Genomic DNA, 20314 nt, shown 5'->3' with positions numbered 1-20314 from the left:
ATGACGACCGACCTGCGCATCGCCTTCCTGCCGCTGACCGACGCCGCCGTGCTGGCGGTGGCGCGGGAAAGGGGCTTCGCGGAGGAGGAGGGGCTGCATCTCGACCTCGTCCGCACGACCAGTTGGGCGACGCTGCGCGACCGGCTGGTGTTCGGCCAGGTGCAGGCGGCGCATATGCTGGCGCCGCTGGCCGTCGCGGTGACGCTGGGATTGAGCCAGCAGGCCGCTTCCTTGTCTGCCCCCTACAAGCTCAACGTCAACGGCAACATGCTGGTGATGGCCAGCGAATTCGCCCAGGCGCTGGACCCGGACGTGGCGGCGCGGCTGGACGATCCGCTGGGGACCGCGCATGACTTCGCGGCGGCCATTGGCCTGTGGAAACGCAAGCCGGTGATCGGCGTCGTCCATCGCTATTCCAGCCATGCCGTCATGCTGCGCTACTGGCTGGCGAGCGCGGGGGTGGACCCGGATCGCGACGTCATCCTGCGCGTGCTGCCGCCCTCGCTGACGGTGGAGGCGATCCGCGCCGGGGAGATCGACGGCTTCATCGCGGGCGAACCCTGGGGCAGCGCGGCGGTGGACGCGGGCCTGGCGGAGGGGGTCGCCATTGGCGAGCGCATCTGGCGGCGCGGGGTTGAAAAGGTGCTGGCCTTCCGCACCCCCTGGCTGGAGGAGAATCCCGACAGCGTCGACCGGCTGCTGCGGGCGTTGGTAAGGGCGGGCGCCTGGTGCGACGATCCGGACCATCATGAGGCGCTGGCGCATCTCCTGTCGCAACCGCATTATGTCGACCAGCCCGCCGACCTGATCCTGCGCGCCCTGTCGGGCAGGATCGTCCCGCGGGTGGACATGGCGCCGCTCTCCATGCCCGATTTCATGCTCTTTTCGCGGGAGGCGACGCCCTTTCCGTGGCGCAGCCAGGCGCTGTGGATCTATTCGCAGCTCGTCCGCTGGAAGATGGTGGACCATAGCGCGGAAAACGCCGCCAAGGCCGCCTCGGTCTTCCGCCCCGACATCTTCCGCCGGGCGCTGGCCGACAGCGACGTGGCGATGCCGGGGGCCAGCATGAAGGTGGAAGGGGCGGTGGCGTCCCCGCTGGCCGTCGGATCGAAGCGGGGCGAACTGACGCTGGGACCGGACAGTTTCTTCGACGGCCGCATGTTCGATCCGGAACGGATAGAGGATTTCCTGGCGAGCTTTTAAGGGTGGAAAGCGGACGCTCCCCTATTCGTCACCCCGGGCTTGACCCGGGGTCCCGCTGCCTTGGACGAGGCGCGGCACTTAGAAGGAAAGCGGGACCCCGGGTCAAGCCCGGGGTGACGGAAAACTGATGACTGCTATTGGCCATTTTCCGACCTGCGGCGTAACTCCCCTCTGCTTCCCGAAATTTTGTGCCTTGCAACATAGGTCGAATCGCGAGATAATATCGGAGTCGCGCGACGAGGCGCGTTTTCCGGGATGAGGCCTTCCCAAGGTCGGGATCGCGTTCTCCCTTCGATTCTACAGCAAAGCCGCTGGCCGGATTTCGCAAGGAGCGAGGTCCGGAAGCGGCTTTTTTCATGCCCATTTCATAAAGATTGAGGGACGACATCATGGCAACTGCTTATTGGGAGCGCCCGGAGGGCCAGGCTCCGGAGGCTGAGGGGGAAACCGGCCAGACCAGCTTCTGGAAGGCCGGGCACACGCCCACTCTTGTCGCCGCCTTCCTTTATTTCGACCTGGCTTTCATGGTGTGGGTGCTGCTGGGGCCGCTGGCGCCCTCCATCTCCAAGACGCTGGGCCTGACTCCGGCGGAAAAGGGCCTGATGGTTGCCGTTCCCACGCTGGCGGGCGCCGTGCTGCGCGTCGTCAACGGCCTGCTGGTTGACCGGATCGGCTGCAAGCAGGCGGGCGCGATCAGCCAGGCGATCGTCATCCTTGGCCTCTTCACCGCCTGGTCCATGGGCGTCGACAGCTTCGCGGGCACGCTGGCGCTGGGCGTCATACTGGGCTTTGCGGGGGCCAGCTTCGCCATCGCGCTGCCGCTCGCCAGCCGCTGGTATCCCGCCGAACATCAGGGCAAGGCCATGGGCCTCGCCGGCATGGGCAATTCGGGCACGGTGCTGGCGTCGCTGTTCGCGCCGATGCTGGCCAAGCTGTTCGGCTGGAACGCGGTGCTTGGCCTGGCCTGCATTCCGCTGACCATCGTCTTCATCCTGTACATGATCATGGCGAAGAACGCGCCGGACGCGCCCGCGCCCAAGAAGCTGGTCGATTATTTCCACCCGCTGAAAAGCGCCGACGCCTGGTGGCTGATGGGCTTTTATTCGGTGACCTTCGGCGGCTTCGTGGGGCTTGCCGCCTCGCTGCCCATCTATTTCACCGACCAGTTCGGCCTGACGCCGGTGGTCGCGGGCTATTGCACGGCGGGCTGCGTCTTCGCCGGGTCGCTGGTGCGCCCGATGGGCGGGGCGCTGGCGGACCGGATCGGCGGCGTCAAGGCGCTGATGATGGTCTATGTCGCCGCCGCCCTGGCCCTGGCGGGCGTCGCCTATGCACCGACGCTGTTTTCCGCCCTTGGCCTGTTCGTCGCGGCGATGCTGGCGCTGGGCGTCGGCAACGGCGCGGTCTTCCAACTCGTGCCCCAGCGGTTCCAGGCGGAAATCGGCGTCATGACCGGCCTGGTCGGCATGGCGGGCGGCATTGGCGGCTTCTATCTCGCCTCGTCGCTGGGCATCGCCAAGCAGTTCACCGGCAGCTTCGCGCCCGGCTTCCTGATCTTCGCGGGCCTGGCGCTGGTCGCGTTTCTCGGCATCTCGCTGGTCCGCGCCCGCTGGCGCGCCACCTGGACCAGCGCGGCGCGCATCTGATCGGTCAAGGAGAGGGAGGCGGCGGCCCGCGCAGGCCGCCGCCCTTTTCGCGCCTGCGATAGGGCGCATGGACGGCGAAACGAAAATACATCGTTCTGCGAGGAATCGCTTGACGCGAATCGCCAAAAGCCTATGCTGCAATGCAAAGGACAGGGTTGTCCTTCTTCCATAGCCGCGATGGTCCAGGGACGGACGATCAAGGCGCTTATGATGGCAAGGCCGCCATCCAGACCCTCCGGTTTCAAAGACCGAGGGTCCGGATGGCGGCCTTTTTCTTTTCTGGAGTCGAGGGATGGATTTTCAGAACAACGGACCGGAAACGGCCAGCGAAGAACAACGCTTCGCGCCGTCCCAAGATGTTCGGGAACATCTGGTGGTCGTGGGCAACGGCATGGCCGGCTGCCGCGCCGTCGAGGAACTGCTGGCGCGGGACAAGGACCGCTATCGCGTCACCATCTTCGGCGCGGAACCCTATGTGAACTATAACCGCATCATGCTCTCCCCGGTGCTGGCCGGGGAAAAGAGCTTCGACGACATCATCATCAACGGCCGCGACTGGTACAAAGACAATGGTATCGAACTGATCGCGGGCGACCCCGTGACGGCCATCGACCGCGCCGCCAGGACCGTCACGAGCCAATCGGGTCGCACCGTCGGCTATGACAAGCTGCTGATCGCGACGGGTTCGGACCCCTTCATCATCCCGGTTCCGGGGAAGGATCTGCCCGGCGTGATCAGCTTCCGCGACATGAAGGATGTCGACACCATGCTGGCCGCCGCCGAAGCCGGCAAGGCTTTGGGGGGCGGCCACGCAGTCGTGATCGGCGGCGGCCTGCTGGGGCTGGAGGCCGCGCATGGCCTCACCCTGCGCGGCATGAAGGTCACGGTCATCCACCTCATGGACACGCTGATGGAGCGGCAGCTCGACGAGGCGGCGGGCTGGCTGTTGAAGTCGGCGCTGGAAGGGCGCGGCCAGACCATCCTGACCGGCGCCAACACCGAAGCCATCTATGGCGACGGCAAGGTCGAGGGCGTCCGCCTGAAGGACGGCCGCGAAATCCCGGCCAGCCTTGTCGTCATGGCGGTGGGCATCCGCCCCTCGACCGCTCTCGCCCGCGAAGCCGGGCTGGAGGTCAATCGCGGCATCAAGGTCGACGATCATATGGTGACCAGCGACCCGGACGTGCTGGCGGTCGGCGAATGCGTCGAGCATGACGGCAATGTCTATGGCCTGGTCGCGCCGCTGTGGGACATGTGCCGCAGCCTGGCGGACGGGCTGACCGACCGGCATAGCGGCTACAGGGGGTCGGTCACCTCCACCAAGCTCAAGGTCGCGGGTCTGGACGTCTTCTCCGCCGGGGACTTTTCCGGCGGCGAGGGGTGCGAGGACATCGTCCTGCGCGACGCGTCTCGCGGCGTCTACAAGCGCGTCGTCGTCAGGGACGACCGGATCGTGGGCGCCGTGCTCTATGGCGACACGGCGGACGGCGGCTGGTATTTCGACCTGCTGAAGCGCGAGGAGGATGTCAGCGAAATCCGCGACCTGCTGATCTTCGGCCAGGCCTTCGCCTCCGGAGGGGGCGCGCTGGACCCTAAGGCGGCCGTTGCGGCGCTCTCGGACGATGCCGAGATTTGCGGCTGCAACGGCGTAGCCAAGGGCCAGGTCGTCGCCTGCATCGAAAAGGGCGCATGCAGCCTGGACGCGGTGCGCGCCACCTGCAAGGCGTCGGCAAGCTGCGGAAGCTGCACCGGCCTTGTCGAAAACCTGCTGAGCGTCGTGCTGGGCGAGGAGGTTCAGTCCGGCCCCAAGACCCTATGCAAATGCACCAGCTTCACCCATGACGATGTCCGCCGGGAGATCGTGGCGCAGAATATGCGCTCCATCCCGGAGGTGATGCAGTTGCTGCACTGGTCGACGCCGGACGGCTGCTCCTCCTGCCGCCCCGCGCTCAACTATTATCTGCTCTGCGCGCTGCCCGGCGAATATCAGGACGACCAGCAGAGCCGCTTCGTCAATGAGCGCATGCACGCCAACATCCAGAAGGACGGCACCTATTCGGTGGTGCCGCGCATGTGGGGCGGCCTCACCAACCCGCGCGAACTGCGCGCCATCGCCGATGTGGTCGAGAAATATGACGCCCCGATGGTGAAGGTGACGGGCGGCCAGCGCCTCGACATCTTCGGCATCAGGAAGGAAGACCTGCCCGCCGTCTGGGCGGACCTCAACGCCGCGGGCATGGTTTCGGGCCATGCCTATGGCAAGTCGCTGCGCACGGTGAAGACCTGCGTCGGGTCCGAATGGTGCCGCTTCGGCACGCAGGATTCGACCGGCCTCGGCGTCAAGATAGAGCGGATGACCTGGGGATCGTGGATGCCCCACAAGTTCAAGATCGCGGCGTCGGGCTGCCCCCGCAACTGCGCGGAAGCAACGATCAAGGACTTCGGCGTGGTCTGCGTGGATTCGGGCTATGAACTGCATGTCGGCGGCAATGGCGGCATCCATGTCCGCGCCACCGACCTGCTGTGCAAGGTCTCGACCGAGCAGGAGGCGCTGGATTATTGCGCCGCCTTCATCCAGCTCTACCGCGAGGAAGCCCGCTATCTGGAGCGCACCGCGCCCTGGATCGAGCGCGTCGGCGTCGATTATGTGAAGCGGCGGATCGTCGAGGACGAAGCGGGCCGCGAGGCGCTGCGCAGCCGCTTCCTCTATTCGCAGAGCTTCTCCCAGGAAGACCCTTGGGCGCAGCGCGCGGCCGGTGCGGACAGCGAACTGCACCAGCACCTCGAACCCCCAATGCCCTTTGGCGCCATCGCCGCGGAGTGAACCACATGACCGACTGGATCGACATCGGAACGCTGGCCGACATTCCCCAGCGCGGCGCCCGCACGGTGCGGATTGCCGGACAGAAGGAAATCGCCGTCTTCCGCACCGGCGACGACCATGTCTTCGCGCTGGTCAACGAATGCCCGCACAAGAAAGGCCCGCTGAGCCAGGGCATCGTCCACGGCCACAGCGTCGCCTGCCCGCTGCACAACTGGAACATCGCGCTCAAGACGGGCGAGGCGCAGGGCAATGACGAGGGCTGCACCCCGACCGTCGCGGTCAAGCAGGAGGGCGGCCGCATCCTGATCGCCCGCCCGGCCTCGCTCAAGGCGGCTGCATGAAGGTCAGTCTCCTTTCTCCCCTCCCTTTCAAGGGAGGAGCCGGGGGTGGGTGCGCCGCGCCCGCGGCGCCCGCGACGGTAGTGCTGCAGGCTCCCACCCACCCCAACCCCTCCCTTGAAAGGGAGGGGCTATGACAAGTGTCCGCACCACCTGCGCCTATTGCGGCGTCGGCTGCGGCATTTCGGCCACGCCGACCGGGCCGCGCTCGGCCGACATCAAGGGCGATGAGGCGCATCCCGCCAATGCCGGCCGCCTCTGCTCCAAGGGCACGCATCTGGGCGAAACGGTGGGCCTGACGGGGCGCCTGCTGCACCCGATGATCGGCAACAGGCGCGCAAGCTGGGACAAGGCGCTGGACCTGGTGGCGCGGAAATTCCGCGAAACCATCGACCGCCACGGTCCCGACAGCGTGGCCTTCTACGTCTCCGGTCAATTGATGACCGAGGATTATTATGTCGCCAACAAGCTGATGAAGGGCTTTATCGGCTCGGCGAACATCGACACCAACAGCCGCCTCTGCATGTCGAGCGCGGTCGCCGGGCACAATCGCGCCTTTGGCGAGGATGTGGTGCCCGCCAGCTATGACGATCTGGACGAAGCGGACCTGATCGTGCTGGTCGGCTCCAACACCGCATGGTGCCACCCCATCGTCTACCAGCGCATCCAGGCGGCCCGCGCCGCGCGCGGGACGAAGCTCGTCGTCATCGATCCGCGCCGCACCGAAAGCTGCGAAGGCGCGGACCTGCATCTGCCGGTGAAGCCCGGCACCGACGTCGCCCTGATGAACGGCCTGCTCGCTTGGGTAGCGGCGGAGGGCGCCACCGACCCCGCCTTCCTCGCCGATCATGTCAGCGCGCCCGAAGATTTCTGGGATCATGTCCGCGACGGGCACGACCTCTGGACGACGGCGAAGACCTGCGACATCGCGCCCGCGCTGCTGGAGCAATTCTACAAGCTGTTCGCCGCCACGCCGCGCACCGTCACGCTGTTCAGCCAGGGCATCAACCAGTCGATCCGCGGCACCGACCAGGTGAACGCGATCATCAACGTCCACCTCGCCACCGGCCGCATCGGCAAGCCGGGCGCCGCGCCCTTCTCGATCACCGGCCAGCCCAACGCCATGGGCGGCCGCGAAGTCGGCGGCCTTGCCTCCAGCCTTGCCGCCCATATGGATTTCGCGCCGGAAAATGTGGAGCGGGTGGGCCGCTTCTGGGCCGCCCCCGCCATGGCCACCAAGCCGGGCCTGAAAGCCGTCGACCTGTTCCGCGCCATCAACGAAGGCCGGATCAAGGCGCTCTGGATCATGGCGACCAACCCCGCCGTCTCCATGCCCGATGCGGGCCGCGTGCGCGAAGCGCTGGAGGCGATCCCCTTCCTCGTCGTGTCGGACATCATGGCCGACACCGACAGCAGCACGCATGCCCATGTCCGCCTGCCCGCCGCCGGATGGGGGGAAAAGGACGGCACCGTCACCAATTCGGACCGCACGATCAGCCGCCAGCGACCCTTCCTGCCGCTGCCGGAAGAGGCGAAGCCGGACTGGTGGATCGTCAAGGAAGTCGCCCGCCGCATGGGATGGCGCAGCGCCTTCGCCTATGACCGGCCTGCGGACATCTGGCGCGAACATGCGCGCCTGACCGCCTATCGGAATGACGGGGAGCGGCTGCTCAACCTGCGCTCCCATGCGACCATCGGCAATGACGCCTATGACGCCATGGAGCCGTTCCGCTGGGGCGGCACGCCCTTCGCCGACGGTCGCTTCCCGACGCCGGATGGCAAGGCGCGACTGGTCCTGACCAGGCAGATGGAGGTTCAGGAGCCGCTGCGGGACTGGCCGATGACGCTCAACACCGGGCGTTACCGCGACCAGTGGCACACGATGAGCCGCACCGGCCTGTCTCCGAAACTCGCGCGCCATCGCGAGGAGCCGCAGGTCGAAATCCATCCCAAGGACGCCGAGGCGCTGGGCATCGTCGACCGCGATCTCGCCCGCGTCCAGACGGCGCAGGGCAACAGCATCTTCCGCGTCAGCCTGAGCGAAGGCCAGCGCCCCGGCGAGATCTTCACGCCGATCCACTGGACCGACCGGATGTCGAGCGGCGGCCGCACCGGCCTGCTCCCCCGTCCGCTGGTCGATCCGCATTCAGGCCAGCCCGGCTTCAAATCCACCCCGGCCAGCGTCGAGAAGGTCGCGACCGAGTGGAGCGGTTTCCTCATCCTGCGCGGCGATGAGCCGGCGAAGCTGCCCTGCCTCTGGTCCACCCGGATCACCGTTCCGGGCGGCGCGCTATACGAGATCGCCGGCAATGGCGATCCGGCCCGCCTCGACGCCTTCCTTCCGAAGGGCGACCGGGTGGAGGCCATGGACGCCTCCCGCGGCACCCGGCGCGTCGCGACCATCGGCGAGGGCAGGCTGAACGGCGTGCTGTTCGTGACGCGCACCGGCCTGCTGCCGTCGCGCGACTGGCTGATCGGCCAGTTGCAGGCAGAGGGGGTCGGCGGCTCCGTCCTCGCGGCGCGGGGGCCGGGCAGCCAGCCGGAAAAGGGTGCGACCGTCTGCGTCTGCTTCGACATCGGGTTGAACCAGATCGTCGCCGCCATCCGCGAGCAGGATCTGGTCGACGTCGCCGCCATCGGCAAGGCGCTGGGGGCGGGGACCAATTGCGGATCGTGCCGCCCCGCGCTCGCCAACATCCTCACCCGGACATCGCAGGAGACGCTTCATGCAGCCGAATGAGCTTATCGCCCCGGGCGAGGTCTGGCTGGTGGGCGCAGGCCCCGGCGATCCGGACCTGCTGACCCGCAAGGCCGAAAAGCTGATCGCGGCGGCGGAGATCGTCTTCCACGACGCGCTGGTGGGGCCGGGGGTGCTGGGCCTGATCCCGCAGGGCGTCGAGCGGGTCAGCGTCGGCAAACGCTCCGGCCGCCACAGCAAGGCGCAGGAAAGCATCAACGACCTGCTGCTGGCGGCGGCGAAGGCGGGCAAGCGCGTCGTCCGCCTGAAGGGCGGCGACCCCTCGGTCTTCGGCCGCTCGGCGGAGGAGATGGAGCATCTGGCGGAGGCGGGCGTTGCCGTGCGCATCTGCCCCGGCATCACCACGGCCAGCGCGGCGGCGGCGAGCGGCCATGCCTCGCTCACCCTGCGCGGCGTGGCGCGGGGGCTGACGCTGGTGACGGCGCATCTGAAGGCGGGCGAGCCGCTGAAGCTCGACTGGGAAGCGCTGGCCCGGCCGGGCGGCACGCTGGGCATCTATATGGGCCGCGCCGCTGCCGGAGAAATCAGCCGCTCCCTGATCGCCGCCGGGCGCGATCCGGAGACGCCGGTGATGGTGGCGGTCAATGTCTCGCTCCCCAATGAGCGGTTGATCCGGGGCAAGCTGTCGGCGCTGGCCTTTCTGGTGGCGACGATCAGCGACGAAGACCCGACCCTGCTGCTGATCGGAGAAGCGGTGGCGGGGACAAATCTCCCCGCCGACATGGCCGCAAGCGCCTCTATCACGGTCTGACGTACATCTCCTCCGTTCGGGCTGAGCCTGTCGAAGCCCTCTTCTTCTCCTCAAGAGAAGCCGAACCCTTGGACAGGCTCAGCCCAATCGGGGAAAAGTGAACCGCTCCAGATCCTCCGGCCGGTTGATATTGGGCAGCACGAACTCCGGCCGCTCCACGATCCGCGCCCCGACCCGCTCCAGCCAGCCATGGATCGACCGGCTATTCTCCTCGGCCAGATGCGCATCCAGCTCTCCCGCCAATGAAGCGGGCCAGAATCCGGCCAGTTGCTGCCCCTTCAGGATCGCCGCGCCATCCCCGATCAAGGCCTGCGCCAACCCGTCCGGATAGACCGGAACGTCGCACCCCGTCGTCAGCACCGCGTCATAACCCTGCGCCGCCGCATGATGCAGCGCGGCGTTCAGCCCCCCTAACGGTCCCATGTCCGCCGCCGGCCGGTCCGCCAGCCCGGTCATTCCCGGAACGTGCCGCCCGCAAATCACGACCGTCTCGACATGCGCGCCCAGCGCCGCCGCCGCATGATCCAGCAATGTCCGCCCATCGAGCATCGCCAAGGCCTTGTCGCTGCCGAAGCGGCTGGATCGTCCCCCGGCCAGAACCGCGCCCAGCAATCGCATTCCGTCCCTCCTCATGCCGCTTGGCATTGTCCTCGCTTTCCCTTATGGCGCGCGGCGCGGGCGGGGACAAACCCTCGCGCGCAAAGAAGATCGCGCCGGTGCCCTCAAAGGGCTGAAAACGGGAATGCGGTGCGGACGGGAAACCGTCCTATTCCGCGGCTGTCCCTGCAACTGTAAGCGGTGAGCGCGATGCACTTCGGTCCATGGACCGGCCACTGGACGCAAGTCCGGGAAGGCGTGCATCGCTGCATTGACCCGCGAGCCAGGAGACCTGCCGGCGCATGGTCGCTCTTGCCCTGGCCCAGGGGTTGGCCATGGCACGGTGTTTTCCGTCTGAGCGACGAAGCGGCGCAGGGCCGCATCGGTGCGGGGGAGGGCACTGGCGTCGACTTCCCCCTGCGCCGACCGCGATGAGCGGATGCCCTGAGCCATGAAGTCGCAGCGACGCTCAGGGAAACAGATATAATGTTGAAAGCCACCATCTCTCTTGCCGCTTTGCTCGCGGCCGCGCCCGCCCTCGCCGCCGATGATGACGAGATCATCGTCACCGCGCTGGGCATCGAGCAGCCCCGCGACGAGGTCGGCCAGGCCGTCACCGTCATCGACGCCGAAACCATCCGCACCCGCCAGAGCGTCAGCGTCGTCGACCTGCTGGCCACCACGCCGGGCGTGCGCTTCAACCGCAGCGGCAGCCTGGGCGGAGTGACCGGCGTTTCGCTGCGCGGCGCGGAAACGACGCAGACGCTGGTGCTGATCGACGGGGTCAAGGTCAACGACACCAGCGGCATCGGCGACATGTACGATTTCGGCAATCTGCTGACCGGCAATATCCGGCGGATCGAAATTTTGCGGGGGTCCAACTCCATCGCCTATGGCAGCCAGGCGGTCGGCGGCGTCGTCAACGTCATGACCGGCACGCCTGCCGCCGGTTTCGCGGGCAACGCGTCGGTCGATTACGGCTATAGCGACACGCTGAACGCCAAGGCGGACGTTTCGGGCGGCAGCGGCATCGCATCGGGCGGCGTCGGCATCGCCTATTTCAACACCGACGGCATTTCCTCCGCCGCCAACGGCGCGGAAAAGGACGGCTATGAGAATATCGCCGCCAATGCCAAGCTGAAGCTGGCCTTCACCGATACGCTCAGCCTCGACCTGCGCGGCTATTATATCCATGCCGATCTGGATACCGACAACGGCGTGTTGGACAGCACGGCGGACACTTCCAAATCCGATCAATATGTCGGCTATGCTGGGCTGAACCTGGCGCTGTTCGACGGCAGGCTCACCAACCGGGCGGCCGTGACCTGGTTCCGCATGGACCGCGACTATACATCCGCATTCGGCCCCTATGGCTATTCGGGCACCAATCTGCGCTTCGAATATGAGGGCGTCTATCAGCCGGTCGATCAGGCGAAGCTGGTCTTCGGCTATGAACATGAACGGCCCGATTACGACTTCTCCGGCTTCGGCTCGACCGAAAGCCACCGGGCCGATATGGACAGCGTCTATGCGCTGGCCATCGTGAAGCCGGTCGCCGGCCTGTCGCTGACCGCCGGCGCGCGGCATGACGATCACAGCCAGTTCGGCGGCGCTACCACCTTCGGCGCCAATGCCAACTACACGCCCAACGCCGGCGCGACCAATATCCGCATGAGCTATGGCGAGGGGTTCAAGGCCCCTTCGCTCTACCAGCTTTACGGCGCCGACGTCGGCAATGCGGGCCTGCGTCCGGAGCGGTCGAAAAGCTACGACATCGGCTTCGACCAAAGGCTGGACGGCGACCGGGCGATCCTGTCCGTCACAGCCTTCCGCCGCGATACGAAGGACCAGATCAATTACGACTATTCGATCGGCCTTTACGGCGGGTACAATAATCTGGACCGCACCCGCGCCAAGGGGGTGGAGGCGATGCTGGCTCTGAAGCCTGTCGATGCGTTGACCGTCACCGCCGCCTACAGCCATGTCGATGCGCGCGACCGCAATACCGACGCCCGGCTGCCGCGCCGCGCCGCCGATGCGGTCAGCGTTTCGGCGGACTATGTCTGGCCCTTCGGCCTGTCGACCGGCGCGACGGTGACGATGGTGGGCGACAGCTTCAACGATGCGACCAACGCGATCCGGCTGGACGGCTATGCCGTGACAGACGTGCGGGCATCCTTCCCGATCCGGGAGAATCTGGAGATCTACGGCCGCATCGACAATCTGACCGATGAGAAATATGCCACGGTCCATGGCTATGGCACCTATGGCCGGTCGGCCTTCGGCGGCGTGCGTGTGCGCTTCTGAAAATAACCTAATGGCGCGGCGCGGCGTTCACCCGCACCGCGCCCTTGCGCACGGCTCCGTCAAGCTGCGCCATGCCCTTGTGCGCAGCGCCGTCAAGCTGCGCAGCGATGCTCCGCGCCGCATCGACATAGGCGGGGCCGCCGCACACCGTCCACGCCTGGGGCACGCGGATGCGCGGGATGGCGCGCAATATGGGATGGCGCAGCATCTCCGTCCCCTGATCGACCACCTCTTCGCTGCCGCTCTCCACGATCAGCCAGTCCGGGCGGGCGGCGATCATCTCCTCCAGCGACAGTTGCGACAGCGCCGGCTTGCCCAGCCTGCCCGCCAGATTGACCAGCCCCACGCGCCGCATCAGGTCGTCGACCAGCGTGCCGGTGCCGGTCATATAGCCGCGCCGTTGATAATAGGCCGCTACGCCCCGACGCTTCGGACGGGGCAGGGCGGCGAGGTCGCGATTCATGGCCCGGATCAGCGCTTCGCCCCGTTCGGTATGGCCGACCGCCGCCGCCACCTGACGGATCTGCTGGAGGATCATGGGATAGCTGTCGGCGCTCGCCAGCCCCAAAGTCCGCCATCGGCCCGGAGGCGCGCCGACGACGCTGCCGCCGGAAGGAAAGCCGATCAGCAGGTCGGGCCGCAGCGCCAGCACTTCCTCCGCCGGGCGCTTGAGCGTGCGGAAGGCGCGGGCCTTGCCGACCGCCGCCGACAGTTCCGGGTCGTGGCCATAGGGGCTGAGCGCCGCGATCTGCGCCGGGTCGGCCAAAGCGAGCACATATTGATCGGCGCAGGTGTTGAGCGACACGATGCGCCGGGGTTGGGCGGGCGCCGCGCCGGTCAGGGCCAGGGCGCAGAACGCTGTAAAGATTATTCTGCGCCGCACGCTGCTGCTCCCGGATTGTGCCTCAACAAACCACCGTGCTCCTGCCTTCGCAGGAGCACGGCACGCTGTAGCAAGCAACGAAGGCCGCGCAAGCCATGAGCGTCCGCCGTCACCCCTTGCTGATCCCCGCGCTGACGGCGCTGGCGCTGCTGGCCGCCCTTGCTTCCCTCACTCTTGGCGCGGTTCCGCTCTCCCCGGCGCGCATCTTCGCCGTCCTCGGCGGCGGCGGCGATGACATCGCCAGCGCCATCCTTCTCGACCTGCGCCTGCCCCGCATGCTGCTTGGCCTGATCGTCGGCGCGATGCTCGGGCTGGCGGGCGCGGCGCTTCAGGGCTATCTGCGCAATCCGCTGGCCGAACCTTCGGTCCTGGGGGCATCCAACTGCGCCGCGCTGGGCGCGGTCGGCGCGCTCTATTTCGGGCTGGCGCAGGTGCATCCGCTGGCGCTTCCGGCGCTCGCCATCCTCACCAGCCTGATCGGCATCGGCGCGCTGTTCCTGCTGGCCGGCCCTGCCGAAAGCCCGCTCACCCTGATCCTCGCCGGCATCGCCATCGCGACGCTGGCAGGGGCGGGGATCAGCCTGTCGCTGAACCTGTCGCCCAATCCCTTCGCCGCCATGGAGATCATGAGCTGGCTGATGGGCAGCCTTGAAAACCGCGCCTACGGCCATGTCTGGATCGCGCTGCCCTGCGTGGCGGTCGGCGCTGCGTTGCTGATCGCGGACGGACGGACGCTGGACGCGCTGACGCTGGGCGAAGATGGCGCGCAGGCGCTGGGCATCGACCTGCGCCGGGCGCGGCTGCGGCTGATGCTGGGCGTCGCCATCGGCGTGGGCGGCGCGGTGGCGGTGTCCGGGGCGATCGGCTTCGTCGGGCTGATCGTGCCGCATCTGGTGCGGCCGCTGACCGACCGTTCGCCCTCCGCGATCCTGCTGCCCTCCATGCTGGGCGGGGCGGCGCTGCTGACGCTGGCGGACATCGGCGTGCGGCTGATACCCACCAGCAGCGAACTCAAGCTGGGGGTGCTGACGGCCTTGCTGGGCGTGCCCGTCTTCCTGATCTACCTGATGCGGGAGCGGCGGCTATGGTGACGATCCGCGCGCAGGGGCTTTCCGTCCGTCTCGGCCGTCATCCGGCGGTGAACGGCATCGACCTTCATCTGGAGCCGGGACAGCTTGTCGGCATTATCGGCCCCAATGGCGCGGGCAAGTCGACGCTGATCCGGGCGATGCTGGGCCTGATCAAGCGGGAAAGCGGCTCGGTGCTGATCGACGGCGTGGACAGCGCGCGTCTAACCCGGCGGGAAATCGCCAGGCGCATCGCCTATCTGCCGCAGGGCCAGAGCCTGCACTGGCCGCTGGCGGTGGAGCGACTGGTGGCGCTGGGCCGGATGCCGCATCTGGGGCCTTTGTCCCGCCTTTCCTTGGAGGACGAAGCGCTGATCGACGCCGCGCTGGCCCGAGCCGATGCGCTGCATCTGAAGGGGCGGGTGGCGACCGAACTGTCCGGCGGCGAGCGCGCCCGCGTGCTGCTGGCCCGGGCGCTGGCGGTCGGCGCCCCCGCGCTGATCGCGGACGAGCCTCTGGCCGCGCTCGATCCGGGGCATCAGATCGACGTCATGGACCTGCTGAAGGCGGAGGCGCGGGCGGGATCGCTGGTCGTCACCGTGCTGCACGATCTCGGCATGGCGGCGCGTTATTGCGACCGGCTGGTGCTGATGGATCGCGGTTCGCCGGTGGCGGACGGCCCGCCGCTGGAGGTGCTGACGGAGCGGAATCTCGCCCAAGTGTACGGCATTGTAGCGCGCATCGAGGCAGACGGAAAGTGGCCGCTGATCCTGCCCGTGGGGCGAGTCAAAAGCTGAACTCCCTGTCGTTCCAGCGAGAAGCGGGGAGGCGCCCTTACTCCGCAAAAGACCGGGGCGCCGGAGCCACCACCGTGAACGCTCCCGCGCCGATCTCCGACACTTCCAGCGCCCGTTCCGCAATGCCGTCGCGGCCGAAGCGGAACGCCCCGTCGATCCCGGCAAAGCCCCCCGCATCGCGCAGCCGCGCCGCCGGGAAGGTCGTGCCCGGCTTCCAGTCGCGGGCAATCCGCACCGTCAGCAGCACCGAATCATAACCCAAAGCCGACAGCCGGAACGGCGCATTGCCGTAACGCGCCCGATATTTGGTCGCGAGCTGGCTGTAGAGCCCATCCGAAACGCTGGCGAACCACGCGCCGCGCAGCACGGGGCTGGACGCCAGGCCGCTGTCCGTATTCCACAATTCGGTGCCCAGCAGCCGCGCCGTAGCGCCGCCATTCTTCCGCACGATCGGCGCGACCTGCATCGCCACGCGGCCGCTGTCCGCGATCAGCAGCGCGTCATAGCTGGAGGACGCCTGCAATTTCCTGACCGCCGCCGTGATGGAGGCGGCGCTGCGGTCGAATGTCTGCATCGACACCACGGTTGCGCCCGCGCCCTCGACTGCGCGCAGCAGGGCTGTGCCCGACCGCTCGCCATAGACGCCCTTGGGCACCAGCGCGGCGAATTTGGACAGGCCCTTGCCCTTGGCGAATTCCACCACCCGCTCGATCGACTGGTTGGGGTTGTAGCCCATGATGTAGACGCCGTTTCCGGCGACGCTGGTGTCGTTGGAGAAGCTGATCACCGGCACGTTCGCCCGTGCCGCGATGGGTCCGACGATCCGCGCATCCTCCGCCAGCAACGGCCCCAGGATCAGCTTGTTGCCGTCCGCCAGCGCCTTGTTCGCCGCCGCCGCCGCGCCCACGCCGGTGTCATAGGTGGTGATGCGCACCTTGTCGGCCTTGGTGTCCAGCAGTGCCAGCGTGGTCGCATTGGCGATGGACTGGCCGACGCCCGCATTGGGACCGCTCATCGGCACCAGCAGCGCGACGCGGTGGCGCAGCGTGTCGGTGGGCAGGCCCTCGGTCACTTCGGGGCCGGTCTGCGTCGGGCCGGTCTGGGCCGGGCCGGGGCCTTTGGGCACGATGGATTGACAGGCGGCGACCAGCAGCGCGGTCGCTGCGAACAAAATCCGCCCGGCGCGTTTCATGGAAGCGAACAAGTCCGCTTGCCGGGGGGCATCCGTCTCTGTCATCTGGCATCCTTATGGAAACTGATATTGTTGATCTTGATGGTTCTGGGCTTGAGGCTGGGCTTTACATCGTTGCAGGGCCGATCGGCAACCTTGGAGACCTTACCCCCCGCGCGGCCGAAGTCCTGCGCCTTGCCGACGTGATCGCCGTGGAAGATACACGGGTCAGCGCACGCCTGCTGCGCCATGCCGGGTCGGACCGGCCGATGGTCCCCTATCACGACCATAGCGCCGAAGGGGTGCGCGCCCGCCTGATCGAGCGGATGGCGAGCGAATCGGTGGCGCTGCTGTCCGACGCGGGAACCCCGCTGATCTCCGATCCGGGGTACAAGCTGGTGCGCGACGCCCGCGCCGCCGGCCGCCGGATCACGACGCTGCCGGGGCCGAGCGCCGCCATCGCCGCGCTCACTTTGTCGGGCCTGCCGACCGACCGTTTCCTGTTCATGGGCTTCCTGCCGTCCAAGCAGAAGGCGCGGGGTGACGCGTTGGCTGAGATCGCTGCCCTGCGCGCCACGCTGGTCTTCTACGAAAGCGGCCCGCGCCTGTCGGAGAGCCTGGCCGCCATGGCCGAGCATCTGGGCGACCGCGAAGCCGCCGTCTCCCGCGAGATCAGCAAGGCGTTCGAGGAAACCGCCACCGGGACCCTCTCCGAACTGTCCGCCCGCTATGCCGACGCCCCGCCCAAGGGGGAGATCGTCGTCATCGTCGGCCCGCCCGGCGAAGCCCCGCCCGCCAGCGCGGAGGATGCCGACGCCGCGCTGCTCGAAGCCATGGAACGCCTCCCCGTCTCCAAGGCGGCGGGGGAGGTGGCGAAGAAACTCGGCCTCGACCGCCGCGCCCTCTACGACCGGGCGCTGGAACTCAAGGCGTGAGGCGTCAGGCCGCCGAAAAACGCGGGCGGCAGGCGGAACGGATCGCCGGCTGGTGGCTGCGCCTGAAGGGCTGGCAGATCGTCGGTCGCCGCATGCGCACGCCCGCCGGAGAGGTCGACCTGGTCGCCCGGCGCGGCGGGATGCTCGCCTTTGTCGAGGTGAAGGCCCGCGCCACCGGCGCCGATCTCGACCTCGCCATCGACGAACGCCGCCTTTCGCGGGTCGCCGCGGCGGCGGAAATCCTGTTCCACGACCTCGCGAAACCGGGCGACGACATGCGAATCGACGTGATGCTCCTTGCACCGGGCCGCCCGCCGCGCCATCTGGCGAATGTCTGGCATGGGGGCTGACTCGACCTCCGTTCGCCCTGAGTAGCCCCTGAGCTTGGCGAAGGGGCGTATCGAAGGGCGGGTGCGGGACGGTGCTTCGATACGGGACTTCGACAAGCTCAGCCCTACTCAGCGCGAACGGAAGAAGAGGAAAAGATTGCAGTGACCCAGCTCAACCCGCTCACCGTCGCCGTGCAGATGGACCCGATGGAGGGGATCAGGATCGGCGGCGATTCGACCTTCCACATCATGCTGGCGGGGCAGGCGCGGGGGCACCGGCTCTATCATTATCTCGCCCCCGACCTCACCTATCGCGACGGCCGCGTGCTGGCCAAGGCGCGCCCGGTGAAGGTGCAGAAGGTCGAGGGCGACCATTTCGTCTTCGGCGAGCCGGAGATGCTGGACCTCGGCCGCGACGTCGACGTGGTGCTGATGCGGCAGGATCCGCCCTTCGACCTCAGCTACATCACCGCCACCCATCTTCTGGAGCGGGTGCAGGAGGAGACGCTGGTGGTGAACGACCCCGCCTCTGTCCGCAACGCGCCGGAAAAGCTGTTCGTGCTGGATTATGCGCGCTTCATGCCGCCCACCATGATCACCCGCGACCTGGAGCAGGTGAAGTCCTTTCTCGCCCAGCATGGCGAGATCGTGGTGAAGCCGCTCTACGGCAATGCGGGCAACGCCGTCTTCCATGTCGGGCGGTCCGGCGCGAATCTGTCCGCGCTGGTGGAACTGTTCAACGCATCCTGGGTCGAACCCTTCATGGTCCAGGCCTTCATTCCCGGCGTCGCGGAGGGCGACAAGCGCATCGTGCTGGTCGACGGCGAAGTCGCGGGCGCGGTCAACCGCATTCCCGGCGCGGGCGAGATCCGCTCCAACCTCGCCGTCGGCGGATCGGCGGCCAAGACCGTGCTGACCGAACGCGAACTGGAAATCTGCGAAGCGCTTGGCCCGGAACTCAAGCGGCGCGGGCTTCTTTTCGTCGGGATCGACGTGATCGGCGGCGAATGGCTGACGGAAATCAACGTGACATCGCCCACCGGCATCGTTTCCATCGACGCCTTCAACGGCACCAACACGGGCGGCATGATCTGGGACGCGATCGACGCCCGGCTGGCGGCGCGGGCGGCCGCCTGAGCCACGTCGCATCATGACCGACTGGGTTCTCCGCCTGATCGACGCGGGCGGCTATTGGGGCATTTTCGCCCTGATGGTGATCGAGAACATATTTCCGCCGATCCCGTCCGAACTCATCATGGGCATCGGCGGCATCCGCGTCGGCCAGGGCCGGATGGAGATGGGATGGCTGCTGTTCGCGGGCACCGTCGGCACCACCGTCGGCAATTATTTCTGGTATCTGGTCGGCCATATATTGGGCTTCGGCCGGTTGAAGCCGCTCGTCGACCGCTATGGCCGCTGGGCGACGCTGGAGTGGAAGGATGTCGAGGCGCTCGACCATATCTTCGGCAAATATGGGCAGATCGTGGTGTTCGTCTTCCGCTTCATGCCCGCCTTCCGCACGATGATCTCGCTGCCCGCCGGGCTGTTCCGCATGGGGCATGTCCGCTTCCTGCTGTGGACCAGCGGCGGGGCGCTGATCTGGAACATCATTCTCGCCTATGCGGGCTACATACTCGGCCAGAATTTCCGCGACATCGACAAATATGTGGGGCCGGTGGCGACGGCCTGCGTGGTCGGTGCGGTCCTCTTCTACCTCTGGCGGCTGGCAACCTGGAAACCCAGGGGCTGATCCGGGGATATGCCGTGTTCCTGCGAAGGCAGGAACCCAGTTCAGACGGGGGAATGGACTTCACGCCCGTGGATGCGCGTTCCGGTAAACATCAAGCAGATGCGCCGCATCCACCTGCGTATAGATTTGCGTGGAGGACAGGCTGGCATGGCCCAGCAACTCCTGCAACGACCGCAAATCCGCCCCGCGCCCCAGCAGGTGCGTCGCGAAGCTGTGCCGCAAGGCATGGGGCGTCGTCCGGTCGGACAGCCCCAGCCTCCCCCGCGCCCCCTGCACGGCCCGGCGGATCAACGCAGGCGACAGCGGCCCGCCCCGCGCCCCCCGGAACAGCGGCGCGTCCTTCTCCTGCCCGAAGGGGCAGAGCGCCACATAGGCCTCCATCGCTTTCCGCACCTGGGGCAGCAGCGGCACGATCCGCGTCTTGCCCCGCTTGCCCGTCACTCGCAAAGTCTCTCCCAGGGGCAGCACCGCGCCGGTCAGCGCCATCGCCTCCCCGATGCGCAGTCCTGCCCCGTAAAGCAGCAGCAGCACCGCCCAGTCCCTGGCGCCGATCCATTCCTCCCGCGCCGTTTCGGCGATGTCCCCGGCCAGCGCCACCGCCTCGTCGGGCGAGACCGGGCGGGGCAGGCCGCGCTTCACGCGAGGCCCCTTCAGCATCGGCACCCGCGCATCCTCCCCGCCGACGAAGCGCAGGAAACCCCGCACGGCCGACAATTCCCGCGCCGCCGACACATTGCCGATCCCGTCCATCCGCCGCACCGTCAGGAAGGCGCGCAGGTCGGCCTGTTCGATCCCCGCCAGCATCGCCGCCGTCGCCGCTTCGCCGCGATGCTCCTCCAGAAAGGCCAGCAATCGCTCGGCGGTCGCCACATAGGCGCGCACCGTATGCACCGAGCGCCGCCGGTCGAGCGCCAGATGCCGCCGCCACTGTTCGCAAAGATCGTCCGCTGCCGCCATG

At 67.6% G+C, this 20314-nt stretch carries 17 protein-coding genes and 1 riboswitch; of the genes, 13 read left to right on the top strand and 4 right to left on the bottom strand.

Features of this window, described 5'->3' with window-relative positions; translation table 11 throughout:
* The 6 genes from Sj15T_RS10670 to cobA all read left to right on the top strand — a co-directional run bounded on the left by Sj15T_RS10670 (window position 1) and on the right by cobA (window position 9520).
* A complete protein-coding gene (locus tag Sj15T_RS10670; protein WP_041386557.1) occupies window positions 1-1203 on the top strand; it encodes a CmpA/NrtA family ABC transporter substrate-binding protein in 1203 nt (400 codons plus the stop codon).
* Window positions 1204-1592: 389 nt separating this feature from the next.
* Window positions 1593-2849, top strand: coding sequence for a nitrate/nitrite transporter (locus Sj15T_RS10665; RefSeq protein ID WP_007687596.1), 1257 nt, complete (start codon window positions 1593-1595; stop codon window positions 2847-2849).
* Window positions 2850-3141: 292 nt separating this feature from the next.
* A complete protein-coding gene (gene nirB / locus Sj15T_RS10660; RefSeq protein WP_013040997.1) occupies window positions 3142-5673 on the top strand; it encodes a nitrite reductase large subunit NirB in 2532 nt (843 codons plus the stop codon).
* A gap of 5 nt (window positions 5674-5678) precedes the next feature.
* Entirely contained in the window at window positions 5679-6014 is a 336-nt protein-coding gene (nirD, locus tag Sj15T_RS10655) for a nitrite reductase small subunit NirD (RefSeq protein ID WP_007687600.1), read from the top strand.
* A 130-nt stretch (window positions 6015-6144) separates the two neighbouring features.
* Window positions 6145-8751, top strand: a complete 2607-nt coding sequence (locus tag Sj15T_RS10650; protein ID WP_013040996.1) for a nitrate reductase — start codon at window positions 6145-6147, stop codon at window positions 8749-8751.
* On the top strand, window positions 8738-9520 hold the full coding sequence (gene cobA, locus Sj15T_RS10645; protein ID WP_013040995.1) for a uroporphyrinogen-III C-methyltransferase: 783 nt from the start codon (window positions 8738-8740) through the stop codon (window positions 9518-9520). The genes Sj15T_RS10650 and cobA overlap by 14 nt, the downstream gene beginning before the upstream one ends.
* Window positions 9521-9598: 78 nt before the next feature.
* Here cobA and Sj15T_RS10640 read toward each other — a convergent pair whose 3' ends face one another.
* Window positions 9599-10138 (bottom strand): molybdenum cofactor guanylyltransferase, encoded by a 540-nt coding sequence (locus tag Sj15T_RS10640; protein ID WP_013040994.1) that lies wholly within the window; start codon window positions 10136-10138, stop codon window positions 9599-9601.
* Between the two features lie 79 nt (window positions 10139-10217).
* Window positions 10218-10432: riboswitch (cobalamin riboswitch) on the top strand.
* Window positions 10433-10603: 171 nt separating this feature from the next.
* Between Sj15T_RS10640 and Sj15T_RS10635 the strand changes: the two genes are divergently transcribed.
* Window positions 10604-12424 (top strand): TonB-dependent receptor, encoded by a 1821-nt coding sequence (locus Sj15T_RS10635; protein ID WP_013040993.1) that lies wholly within the window; start codon window positions 10604-10606, stop codon window positions 12422-12424.
* A gap of 7 nt (window positions 12425-12431) precedes the next feature.
* Here Sj15T_RS10635 and Sj15T_RS10630 read toward each other — a convergent pair whose 3' ends face one another.
* Window positions 12432-13307: an ABC transporter substrate-binding protein gene (locus Sj15T_RS10630; RefSeq protein ID WP_013040992.1), complete on the bottom strand. Its 876-nt coding sequence runs from the start codon at window positions 13305-13307 to the stop codon at window positions 12432-12434.
* 95 nt (window positions 13308-13402) lie between these two features.
* Between Sj15T_RS10630 and Sj15T_RS10625 the strand changes: the two genes are divergently transcribed.
* Window positions 13403-14398 carry an iron ABC transporter permease gene (locus Sj15T_RS10625; RefSeq protein ID WP_013040991.1) on the top strand — a complete coding sequence of 332 codons (996 nt, stop codon included), beginning with the start codon at window positions 13403-13405 and terminating at the stop codon, window positions 14396-14398.
* A complete protein-coding gene (locus Sj15T_RS10620; RefSeq protein ID WP_013040990.1) occupies window positions 14392-15171 on the top strand; it encodes an ABC transporter ATP-binding protein in 780 nt (259 codons plus the stop codon). Before Sj15T_RS10625 ends, Sj15T_RS10620 begins: the two co-directional genes overlap by 7 nt.
* 37 nt (window positions 15172-15208) lie before the next feature.
* Here the strand turns inward: Sj15T_RS10620 and Sj15T_RS10615 are convergent, their stop codons facing one another.
* Entirely contained in the window at window positions 15209-16363 is a 1155-nt protein-coding gene (locus tag Sj15T_RS10615) for a penicillin-binding protein activator (protein WP_013040989.1), read from the bottom strand.
* 56 nt (window positions 16364-16419) lie between these two features.
* Here Sj15T_RS10615 and rsmI point away from each other — a divergent pair, with 56 nt between their 5' ends.
* From rsmI to Sj15T_RS10595, 4 genes are all read left to right on the top strand, one after another.
* On the top strand, window positions 16420-17277 hold the full coding sequence (gene rsmI / locus Sj15T_RS10610; protein ID WP_013040988.1) for a 16S rRNA (cytidine(1402)-2'-O)-methyltransferase: 858 nt from the start codon (window positions 16420-16422) through the stop codon (window positions 17275-17277).
* Complete coding sequence (locus tag Sj15T_RS10605; protein ID WP_007685502.1) at window positions 17274-17627, top strand: YraN family protein; 354 nt, start codon at window positions 17274-17276, stop codon at window positions 17625-17627. The genes rsmI and Sj15T_RS10605 overlap by 4 nt, the downstream gene beginning before the upstream one ends.
* Before the next feature lie 141 nt (window positions 17628-17768).
* Window positions 17769-18743 (top strand): glutathione synthase, encoded by a 975-nt coding sequence (gshB, locus tag Sj15T_RS10600; protein ID WP_013040987.1) that lies wholly within the window; start codon window positions 17769-17771, stop codon window positions 18741-18743.
* Window positions 18744-18756: 13 nt separating this feature from the next.
* Window positions 18757-19356 carry a DedA family protein gene (locus Sj15T_RS10595; protein WP_013040986.1) on the top strand — a complete coding sequence of 200 codons (600 nt, stop codon included), beginning with the start codon at window positions 18757-18759 and terminating at the stop codon, window positions 19354-19356.
* A 60-nt stretch (window positions 19357-19416) separates the two neighbouring features.
* Here Sj15T_RS10595 and Sj15T_RS10590 read toward each other — a convergent pair whose 3' ends face one another.
* Window positions 19417-20313: a tyrosine recombinase XerC gene (locus Sj15T_RS10590; RefSeq protein WP_013040985.1), complete on the bottom strand. Its 897-nt coding sequence runs from the start codon at window positions 20311-20313 to the stop codon at window positions 19417-19419.
* Between the last annotated feature and the right edge of the window lies 1 nt (window position 20314).

The sequence above is a fragment of the Sphingobium sp. TA15 genome, from assembly GCF_037101235.1.
GTDB classification, from domain to species: domain Bacteria; phylum Pseudomonadota; class Alphaproteobacteria; order Sphingomonadales; family Sphingomonadaceae; genus Sphingobium; species Sphingobium indicum.
The sequence above is the reverse complement of the archived record's forward strand: the minus strand, read 5'-3'. Positions and strand labels throughout refer to the sequence as shown.